Source organism: Pseudomonas sp. EMN2 (genome assembly GCF_009650555.1).
GTDB lineage: Bacteria > Pseudomonadota > Gammaproteobacteria > Pseudomonadales > Pseudomonadaceae > Aquipseudomonas > Aquipseudomonas sichuanensis.
In genome coordinates, this window is sequence record NZ_VZZR01000098.1 from 1 (window position 1) to 9,727 (window position 9,727).

Genomic DNA, 9,727 nt, shown 5'->3' on the forward strand with positions numbered 1-9,727 from the left:
AAACAGATGTGGGAGCTGGCTTGCCAGCGATGCGCCGCGCGGGCGGCGCTCGATCTCATAGGCGCTGCAAATTCATCGCCATACCCATGGCAGCCCACCCCATCCCCATATGTTTAAATAGCGCCCTTTGCCCCAAGGCCCTCCCCCCATGCCCCATCTCCTGGTCCTCAGCCATCGCTGGCCCGAGCCACAGGCCTGCAGCGCCGGCCAGTACCTGCTGCAGATTCTCCAAACCTTCCTGGCGGGCGGCTGGCAAGTCACCTTCTCCAGCTCGGCCCAAGCCTGCGAGGCCAAGGCCGACCTCGCCGCACTTGGCGTGCTCGAGCAGCATATCAGCACCGATAACGACGACTTCTTCGCCAGCCAGGCCGCAGACGTGGTGCTGTTCGACAGTTTCACCAGCGAAGAGCACTACGCCAGCCAGGTCACCCAACACCTCCCCCAAGCCCTGCGCGTGTTGCTGACCGGCGGCCTGCAAAGCCTGCGCGATACCCGCCAGCAACTGCTGCGCCGACGCCTGATCGAAGGCCTGGACCCCAACGACTTCCGCGCCCTGTTCGCCACCAACGGCCCGGACCTGTATCGACAGATGGCGCCCACCGAGCTGACCCAACGCGAACTGGCGGCCATCTGGCGCTGCGACCTGACGCTGCTCACCTCGCAAGCCGAGTTCGACCTGCTGGTCAACGGCTTCGGTGTGCCGGACTACCTGCTGCATTACTGCCCGCCACTGGTCGAGCCTGCCGCTACCTCGCGCCCGTTCGCCGAGCGCCAGCACTTCGTGTGCCTGGGCGACTTCGCCTCGCCTGCCCAGCATGATGCGTTGCTGTGGCTCAGGCACAATCTCTGGCCGGTGCTGCGCCGCCAGTTGCCCGAAGCGCAGTTGTACCTCCATGGTGCCAACCCGTCAGCCAGGAGCATGGCCTTGCATGCACCGGAGCAGGGCTTGCATGTGATGGGCGAGGCGGCGTGCGTCGAGACGTTGCTGGGCAGCGCCCGTGTGTACCTGGCACCACTACGGTCCGGCGCTGGCATTGACGGCCCGCTGCTCGATGCGCTGCGCCATGGCACGCCTTGCGTGACCACACCGGTGGGTGCCGAGGGTATCCAAGGGCAGCAATCCTGGCCGGGCAGCATCGCCGACACCGCTGAAGGGCTGGCCAAGGCGGCTGCACAGCTGTACAGCGACGAGGCGCAATGGCAACGGGCGCAGGACGCCTGCGCGCCGTTGCTCAAGTCACGCTTCGACCGCCAGCGGCATGCCACCGTGCTGCTCGGGCGCATCGAACACAGCCTCGTGCATATGCACGAACAGCGGCTGTACAACTTCGTCGGGGCCATGTTGCGACGCGAGCGTCGGTAACCGGCTGCCGGACGACGAGGCAGCACGGCCTCAAGGTTCGCGGCGCAACAAGTAGGTGTCCATGATCCAGCCCTTGCGCCGCCGGGCCTGCTCACGCGCGTCGAGAATCTGCGCCTTGACCTGTTGCAACGGCCCGGCAATCAACAGTTCATCGGCCGTGCCCAGGTAGGCGCCCCAGTAGATCGTCAGTTGCGGGTCGTCCAATGCGGCGAACGCGCACTGGCCATCGAGCATCACCAGCGCATTGTCGATCCGTGCCTGCCCAGCCAGGCGACGGCCCGGCATCACGGTCAACGGCTCGCCGATGCGATTGAGGGGAACCTGATGCCTGGCCGCCAGGGCCTGGATACTGCTGATGCCAGGAATCACCTGAAGCTCCAGCGCAAGGCCACGCTGACGCACGAGCTCAAGGATGCGCAAGGTGCTGTCATACAACCCCGGCTCACCCCAGAGCAGGAAAGCGCCGACATCATCGGCACCGAGTTCGTCCTCGATCAGCCGGGCATACAGCGCGGCGCGCTGCACGTGCCAGTCGTGCACGGCAGCAACGTAGTCCGCTGCCTGGGCATCGCGCCGTGGGTCGGCGACCTGTACCAGGCGGTAGCCACCGTCGGGCAGGTAGCGCTCGAGGATGGCTTTGCGCAGGCCCACCAGTTCATCTTTCTCCTGCCCCTTGTCGAGCACGAAGAACACCGTGGCCCGGCGCATGGCTTCGACGGCCTCGTAGGTGACCTGGCGGGGGTCGCCGGGGCCGATACCGATCAACAGAAGTTGCTTCATCGCCTGCCCTGCCTGAATGCCGGTAGTCATTCTCGGATGACCACCGGCATTTGGCAAAGGCGCTTAGAAGACCGAGAAGTTGTAGCTGACGATCACCCGCGTCTCATCCATGTCCCGCGCCCACTTCTCGTAGTTGCTGCGGTAGGTGGAGTTACGCAGGCGCACGCTGACGTCCTTGAACGTGCCGCTTTGCACCTGGTACTTGAGCTCGGTGTCGCGCTCCCACTCTTTGCCTTCGGCAGTGCTGCCCGGCACTTTGATGTTGTCGCCGTTGATGTAGCGGGTAAAGAAGGTCAGGCCGGGCACGCCGATGGCCTTGAAGTCGTAGTCGTAGCGCAGCTGCCAGGAGCGCTCCTGGGCGGCGGCGAAGTCGTTGACCTGGGCGTAGTTGACCAGGTACGGGTTGGTGCCGTCGAGGTACGGCATGGCGCTTTCGCCATACATGCGCTGCCAGCCGGCGCTGAGCTTGTGGCCGCCCAGGCTGTAGCCGAGCATGCCGCTGAAGGCGCGGTGGTCGATGTTTCCGGCGCGGGCGTTGCCGATGTCATCGCTCTTGATCAGGCGCAGGTCGGCCGACAGGGTACCCACCTGCAGCGGCTGGCTGGCAACCAGGCCGAGGAAGTGCTGGCGGTAGATATTCTCGAGCTTGGATACCTGGTACTGGGCGCTGACACGTTCGTTGAAGCGGTAATCGATACCGCCCAGGTCAAAGTGGTCGGCCTCGATATCGCAGGCATAGCGCTTGTTCTTGCAGTGCACGCGGATGTCCTGGCGGTCGGTGGAGTCCCGCGCGGTGTACTGGTTCAGGCGCGCCAGGGTGAACTTGAGGTCACGCACCTCTTCGGAGGTGAGCCAGGCACCGTGGAACATGGTCGGCAACAAACGGCCATCGTTGTACTTGAGCAAGGGTACGTCCGGCATCATCGAACCGTACTTGAGCACGGTCTCGGAGACCTTCACCTTGCCGGCAATGCCCATCTTGGCGTACTGGTCGGCGGAGTGGCGCGGGTCATGCCCGGACGACGGCAGCAGTCCGCTGTTACTGTCAGCCGGGCTGGAATCCAGTTTGAAACCGACCATCCCCAAGGCATCCACCCCGAATCCGACCGGGCCCTGGGTATAACCGGACTGGACATTGAGGATGAACCCTTGCGCCCATTCTTCGCGCTTCGACGCGCCCTGGCTGGAACTGCTGTGACCATCACGGAAGTCGCGGTTGAAATAGACATTGCGGGCTTCGATCTTGGCACTGCTGTCTTCAACAAAACCGGCAGCCTGGGCACTGACACCGGCGCACAGCAAGAACAAGCCGGCAACACTGCGCCCAGGGGCGAGAGGAAAAGGGGCAAACATGCGAGGGAACATCCAGAGAAAGGCAAAAAACAATCCGGGCAGCCACCTGCACCGGCACTACGCGATGAACGAACAGATTTCGACCATCATCGCCAATTTTGCCTCGAAGGCTCTGCAATGGGCCATTGGACCATGGTCTAGCGCAGCCGAGAGCCGCTATTGATGCAATTTCAAAGCGGTTGCGAAAAACCGGCAAAGTTCCCGGATAAACAATTGAAAGTTTACTGTTTACCCCCCTGCCCACGACTACTACACTCACTAACAGCGAACAGCAATACCCACCCGCGTGGCCGGCGTCTAGTGTGACTTCCATGTTCGTTACGCCATGCCACGGCAGACTTACAGGAGTGATGACAGTGTCCAGACTTGCAGAGTTTCGTGCTGCCGAAAAAGCGCTACAGGAACAGATGGCACAACTGGAAGCGCTGAAAAAGGATGCCGGCCTCAAACGCGAAATCGAATTCGAGCAGAAACTAGTCGGCCTGATGAAAAGCTATGACAAGAGCCTGCGCGACATCATCGCCATTCTCGACCCCAAAGCGACCGCGCGAGGCCCGGCAGTTGCCGCCAAACAGCAACGTCGGCCCCGTGTGGTGAAGGTGTACGAGAACCCCCACACCGGCGAGCTGATCGAGACCAAAGGCGGCAACCACCGTGGGCTGAAGGCATGGAAAGAACAGTACGGGGCGCAGACCGTGGAAAGCTGGGTTCGCTGATGAAATATCAACACCGGCTTCACACATTTTTCACAAGCTCTGTAACAGTATCGAACCAGCTAAAGGACTAGCGACCCCATCACGCGCCCGCACATGCGGGCCTCTAATTCCAGCGCCCTGCACTCGTGCAGGGCGCTTTCGTTTGCGCTCGCGGCTGGCTGCCGTATCATGCCCCTCTGTTTTAGGCCCTGATTCCGGAGTCCCCATGAGCCTGCACGATCTGAACACCCTGCCCGGCGTCACCGCCCAGCCAGACACCGCCACTGCCCGATTCGTCTTCAACCACACCATGCTGCGGGTCAAGGACATCGAGAAATCGCTGGACTTCTACACCCGTGTGCTGGGTTTCCGCCTGGTGGACAAGCGCGACTTCCCGGAGGCGGCCTTCAGCCTGTACTTCCTGGCCCTGGTCGACCCGGCGCAGATCCCTGCCGACGACGCCGAGCGCCACCAGTGGATGAAGTCGATCCCTGGCGTGCTCGAGCTGACCCACAACCACGGCACCGAGAACGACCCTGAGTTCGCCTACCACAACGGCAACACCGACCCGCGCGGCTTTGGCCACATCTGCATTTCGGTGCCGGACGTACGCGAAGCCTGCGCGCGTTTCGAGGCGCTGGACGTGCCCTTCCAGAAGCGCCTGGCCGATGGCCGCATGAACCACCTGGCCTTCGTCAAGGACCCGGATGGTTACTGGGTCGAAGTCATCCAGCCGACCGCGCTGAACGACTGACAGACGACGCTCGCGCTCGTCGGGCCGGAAACTCCCGGCCCCTTGCCGTGGTATATGGAAGTAACCCTTCCATAGCCACAGCGAGGTAAGGACGATGCAAACCCTTCACTGTGAATACCGCAAGCACACCATCACCGCCAGCGTGATGCCCCACCCCGATTCCCCCCTGCCCTATGCCGCCGGCTGCCTGATTACCGATCCAGGCGGGCGTACCAGCAAGCGCTTGTCGATGCCGATGAAATTCTTCGCTGATCTGGAGAACGCCCAGCATGTATCACTGGCCCATGGCCGGGCGCTGGTGGACCATCAGTTGGATGATGGGCACAAGGTGTTTTAAGCCTGTACTTGCACGCCCGCTGTAGGAGCGGCCTTGTGCCGCGAAAGGGCCGCAAAGCGGCCCCAGGGTTTCAGCGTAAGAACAGAAATCGCCGGGGCTGCGCTGCAGCCCTTTCGCGGCACAAGGCCGCTCCTACACCGACTGCGCTGGTTTCAAGCCATGTGTAATCCTGCATTCAGCCGCCCCGGGCAAAAGCCACCGCCGCCGCCACCTGCTCATCCGTCGGCCGCACCCCGGTATACAACACGAACTGCTCCAGCGCCTGCAGGGCAATCACCTCAAGCCCGGTGATCACCGGTTTGCCCAGCGCTTCCGCCCGCTGGATCAGTGGCGTACGCGCGGGCATCGCCACCACGTCGAACACCCGCTCGGCCGCGGCGATCGCATCTTCCGAAAACGCCAGCTGATTGGCCTCCGGCCCCCCAGCCATGCCAATCGGCGTGACATTGACCAGCATCGGCGGGCAGAGGTCGCCCAGCTCGGGCAACCAACGATAGCCGCAGACATCCGCCAGGTGCCGCCCGGCCTGTTCGTTGCGGGCGACGATGGTGCCGTCGGCAAAGCCCGCATCACGCAGCGCACTGGCCACCGCCTTGGCCATGCCGCCGCTGCCGCGCAAGGCAAAGCCTGTGCCAGGGTCGACCTGGTGGCGTTGCAGCAGTTGGCGCACCGCCAGATAGTCGGTGTTGTAGGCCTTGAGGTGACCGTCGGTATTGACCAGCGTGTTGACCGACTCGATCGCCAGCGCAGACGGATCAATCTCATCCACCAACGCCATGCAGGCCTCCTTGTACGGCATCGACACACCGCAACCGCGAATGCCCAAGGCGCGGATGCCGGCCACCGCGGCAGGCAGGTCCCGGGTGGTCATGGCCTTGTAGTAGTAATCCAGCCCGAGCTGCTGGTACAGGTGGTTGTGGAAACGCACGCCGAAGGTACCGGGGCGCCCGGCCAGGGAAATGCACAACACAGTGGCGCTGCTGGGGGAAGGGATCATTGCCGCTCCTGTCGAGGCTGCTGAAACGATTGACTCAGCGTAACAGAGGCAGCCGTCGGTCGCCCCTTACACAACCTTTACTCTCCACCTGCGCTCACTTGACCCTGACTGCGGTCATAGTAATCAGGCCCCAAGCGTGGGGTTGTCTTGCGAGGATTGACCATGAAGCGTTTCATCCCCGGAATCGCCCTGCTGGTCGGCGCGCTGGCCGTCAGCGGGCAGGCGTCCGCCCACGGTGGCGGCTGGTATGGCCCGGGGCCGGTGATCGGCGCTGCAGTGGTGGGCGCGGTGGTCGGGGCAGCCGTCAGCGGTGGGCATGACCGCACCGTATACGTCGAGCGCCAACCTGCCTATTACCCACCGCCACCGGTGTATGTGCAGGCGCCGCCACCCCCCGTGTACTACCAGCCCTACGTGGTCGAACGCTATGTACCGGCACCTCCGCCACCGGTTTATCGCCGGTACTACGGCCCGCCGCCGGTTTATTACGGCCCACCCCGCTGGTAGCCAGCACAGTTGATGAAATCAATGACCACTATCGAAGCCATTGATTTCAAACCTTCACGGCGTCTGCGTAATGTGGGGCCATGTTTCACAGGAGATCCCCCATGGCCCCCATCCAGATCATGTCCGTCATCGGCAGCGCCGTACCGGCCAGCCTGCGTGCACAAGGCCAGCTGGCGTGCTGGTACCTGATGCGCAACGGTGAAGCCATCAGTGGCCCATTGACCACCCGTTCCTCGGCCGAGACCCTGGCCGGGCAGTTGCTCGACAGCTGCCTTACTGCCTGAACCGAATCTGTTGTTGTGTGTTGCTCCCCAAGCGTCCCCTCGCCCGCCTGCCCGGCGGGCTTTTTTTGCCTGCACAAAACGGCGGCGGCTTCTGCGTCGCGCAGGCACTTTTCGTACAAAGCCTAGCCCTCGAGCGGCATCCACATGACGCACCCCGCCGCCGCCTGGGCGACCAGCCAGTCATGCTCACGCTTGCCGAAGGGTCGCGGCATGCCGATTGACTCTCGATATGCAAACTGATGAGTGACTTTCAATTCCAGATAGGTGGGTGTTGCTTCTCCCAGCTTGCCTTTTTCCAGCCCCGACAAAGCGCCCGTGAGTGCGAGCTGCTGCTTGAGTCCATCATCACTGTCTTCCAGGATGGAGACCGCGATAAACGCGGCATTCGAACAACGGTCCACTTTCAATATCTGCGGCTTGGCGCTGTCCATATCTTCGAAATTCGAGCCTTGGGCAACGGATGACAAACACAGTACCGCACACATAAACAAACTACGCATCAATCATGTCCTTTCGACCTAGGCAGAGCAAAACACTCACACCTTCATGCCCACCTCCAGCGACCGAAGCCTACCTTGGCGATCTGGGCAGCGAATTATAGAGTTTGTCGCAGGAAAGCCCAGCCATTGAGGCTCAATCACCGCTTACGGCCGGTCGGCGCATTACCTCTGCCACCACCGGAAACGCTACCGGTCGTGTTCGGCCAGAATGGGTACAGGATTAAATTTCGTTCACCTTGCGCCCTTTGGATATAAGGCATTCGACAGCCTTTCAGCCATACTCCACAATGCATCGGTTTTTTGGGGGAAAACCCTTGCACAGCCAACGACATACCAACATTTAGTGAGCCTCAACGTGAAAACTTCCCTGTCCATCCTCAGCCTGCTGCTGTTGCTCACAGGTACTGCGACCCTCCCGTCGACCGCTGCTGCACAACCCCCGGCCCAGGCCCAACGTGACCCCAGCAAGTTGCACCTGGCCTCCGGCAGCGCCCTGCTGATCGACCTCAACACCAACCAGGAGCTGTACGCCAGCCACGCCGATCGCGTGCGCCCCATCGCCTCGGTCACCAAGCTGATGACCGCGATGGTCGTGCTCGACGCCAAGCTGCCCATGGACGAAATGCTCACCATGACCATCGCCAACAACCCGGAGATGAAAGGCGTGTATTCGCGGGTACGCCTGGGTAGCGAGCTGAACCGTCGCGAGACGCTGCTGATTACCCTGATGTCGTCGGAAAACCGCGCCGCCACCACCCTGGCCAACCACTACCCTGGTGGCTACGGCGCGTTCATCAAGGCCATGAACGCAAAGGCCCGCGCGCTGGGCATGAGCCATACCCGCTACGTAGAGCCGACCGGTCTGTCGACGCTGAACGTGTCCACCGCCAAGGACCTGGCCAAACTGCTGATGGCCTCGCGCAAGTACCCGATGCTCGGCGAACTGTCGACCACCCCGGAAAAAACCGTGGCGTTCCGCAAACCCAACTACACCCTGGGCTTTCGTAACACCGACCACCTGGTCAACAAGAGCAACTGGGACATCAAGCTGACCAAGACCGGTTTCACCAACGAGGCGGGCCACTGCCTGGTGCTGCTGACCCGGATGGACAACCGCCCGGTGGCCATGGTGATCCTCGACGCCTACGGCAAGTACACCCACTTCGCCGATGCCAGCCGCATGCGTCAATGGCTGGAAACCGGCAGTGCCAAGGCGGCGCCATCGGTGGCCATGCAGTACAAGAGCGAGCGTCAGGCCCGCCCGCGCCTGGTTCAGGACTGACAGCACGCGCCGCCCCGCTGGACGCGGGGCACGCCTTCAGCGGCGGCCTTCGGCCAGCATGCGCACGGCGAGCCCCGCCAGCACGGTCCCCATTAGCCAACGCTGAACCTGCTGCCACACTGGCCGGCCAGCGAGAAACACGGCTATGGAGCCGGCCATCACGGCGATCAACGCATTCACCGACACACTGATCATGATCTGCGTGCAGCCCAGCACCAGCGACTGGGCCAGCACACTGCCGTGGCCCGGTTCGATGAACTGTGGCATCAGCGACAGGTACATCACCGCGATCTTGGGGTTGAGCAGGCTGGTCAACAGGCCCATGCCGAACAGCCGGCGCGGGCTGTCCGCCGGCAGGTCGCGCACCTGGAACGGCGAGCGGCCACCCGGGCGCAGCGCCTGCCAGGCCAGGTACAGCAAGTACAATGCGCCGCCGATGCGCAGCGCGTCGTAGGCCAGCGGCACCGCCATCACCAGCGCGGTGATGCCCAGTGCCGCGCACAGCATGTAGATGACGAAGCCCAGGGCCACGCCGCCCAGCGAGATCAGCCCGGCCGCACGGCCCTGGCAGATCGAGCGGGAGATCAGGTAGATCATGTTCGGGCCGGGGGTGAGGACCATGCCCAGGCAGATCAGGGCGAAGGCCAGCAGGCTGGTGAAATCAGGCATCGTGCACGTCCTTGTGGTGATTGAGGGGTGAAGTGTATCCGCAGATGATCCCGCCTTGGAACGCTGAGCCGTGCTTGGGATTGCATGTGGGCCACCAGGTGCAGGGCGATAGATGTGCAGCGCTCTCAAGATCGAGCGCCGCCCGCGCGGCGCATCGCTGGCAAGCCAGCTCCCACAGTTTGTTTCGGGCCAATTATTCCTGTGAA

General features: G+C 62.8%; 12 protein-coding genes. 7 read left to right on the top strand and 5 right to left on the bottom strand.

Annotation, left to right across the window (positions count from 1 at the left end):
* Nucleotides 1-148: 148 nt before the first annotated feature.
* Nucleotides 149-1,363 (top strand): glycosyltransferase family 4 protein, encoded by a 1,215-nt coding sequence (locus tag F6X61_RS23955; protein WP_153788827.1) that lies wholly within the window; start codon nt 149-151, stop codon nt 1,361-1,363.
* 30 nt (nt 1,364-1,393) lie between these two features.
* Here F6X61_RS23955 and cobF read toward each other — a convergent pair whose 3' ends face one another.
* On the bottom strand, nt 1,394-2,143 hold the full coding sequence (gene cobF, locus F6X61_RS23960; protein ID WP_153788828.1) for a precorrin-6A synthase (deacetylating): 750 nt from the start codon (nt 2,141-2,143) through the stop codon (nt 1,394-1,396).
* A 63-nt stretch (nt 2,144-2,206) separates the two neighbouring features.
* Nucleotides 2,207-3,496, bottom strand: coding sequence for an OprD family porin (locus F6X61_RS23965; protein WP_153788829.1), 1,290 nt, complete (start codon nt 3,494-3,496; stop codon nt 2,207-2,209).
* A gap of 356 nt (nt 3,497-3,852) precedes the next feature.
* On the opposite strand from F6X61_RS23965, the gene F6X61_RS23970 reads away from it, so the two are divergent.
* From F6X61_RS23970 to F6X61_RS23980, 3 genes are all read left to right on the top strand, one after another.
* Nucleotides 3,853-4,212, top strand: coding sequence for a histone-like nucleoid-structuring protein, MvaT/MvaU family (locus F6X61_RS23970; protein ID WP_110994653.1), 360 nt, complete (start codon nt 3,853-3,855; stop codon nt 4,210-4,212).
* A gap of 205 nt (nt 4,213-4,417) precedes the next feature.
* Complete coding sequence (gene gloA / locus F6X61_RS23975) at nt 4,418-4,945, top strand: lactoylglutathione lyase (protein ID WP_153788830.1); 528 nt, start codon at nt 4,418-4,420, stop codon at nt 4,943-4,945.
* A 94-nt stretch (nt 4,946-5,039) separates the two neighbouring features.
* Nucleotides 5,040-5,282, top strand: coding sequence for a hypothetical protein (locus tag F6X61_RS23980; RefSeq protein ID WP_153788831.1), 243 nt, complete (start codon nt 5,040-5,042; stop codon nt 5,280-5,282).
* Nucleotides 5,283-5,457: 175 nt separating this feature from the next.
* Here F6X61_RS23980 and F6X61_RS23985 read toward each other — a convergent pair whose 3' ends face one another.
* Nucleotides 5,458-6,279: a shikimate 5-dehydrogenase gene (locus F6X61_RS23985; RefSeq protein ID WP_153788832.1), complete on the bottom strand. Its 822-nt coding sequence runs from the start codon at nt 6,277-6,279 to the stop codon at nt 5,458-5,460.
* Nucleotides 6,280-6,441: 162 nt separating this feature from the next.
* Between F6X61_RS23985 and F6X61_RS23990 the strand changes: the two genes are divergently transcribed.
* Together F6X61_RS23990 and F6X61_RS23995 are read left to right on the top strand one after the other, a co-directional pair.
* Nucleotides 6,442-6,786, top strand: coding sequence for a hypothetical protein (locus F6X61_RS23990; RefSeq protein WP_153788833.1), 345 nt, complete (start codon nt 6,442-6,444; stop codon nt 6,784-6,786).
* A 101-nt stretch (nt 6,787-6,887) separates the two neighbouring features.
* Nucleotides 6,888-7,070, top strand: coding sequence for a hypothetical protein (locus F6X61_RS23995; RefSeq protein WP_153788834.1), 183 nt, complete (start codon nt 6,888-6,890; stop codon nt 7,068-7,070).
* Between the two features lie 122 nt (nt 7,071-7,192).
* Here F6X61_RS23995 and F6X61_RS24000 read toward each other — a convergent pair whose 3' ends face one another.
* The gene (locus F6X61_RS24000) at nt 7,193-7,570 is read right to left on the bottom strand and encodes a hypothetical protein (RefSeq protein ID WP_256671412.1); all 378 of its coding nucleotides are present in this window, start codon (nt 7,568-7,570) and stop codon (nt 7,193-7,195) included.
* A gap of 355 nt (nt 7,571-7,925) precedes the next feature.
* Here F6X61_RS24000 and pbpG point away from each other — a divergent pair, with 355 nt between their 5' ends.
* Nucleotides 7,926-8,852, top strand: a complete 927-nt coding sequence (gene pbpG, locus F6X61_RS24005; RefSeq protein WP_153788835.1) for a D-alanyl-D-alanine endopeptidase — start codon at nt 7,926-7,928, stop codon at nt 8,850-8,852.
* A 36-nt stretch (nt 8,853-8,888) separates the two neighbouring features.
* On the opposite strand, the gene F6X61_RS24010 is transcribed toward pbpG, so the two are convergent.
* The gene (locus F6X61_RS24010; protein WP_153788836.1) at nt 8,889-9,521 is read right to left on the bottom strand and encodes a LysE family translocator; all 633 of its coding nucleotides are present in this window, start codon (nt 9,519-9,521) and stop codon (nt 8,889-8,891) included.
* Between the last annotated feature and the right edge of the window lie 206 nt (nt 9,522-9,727).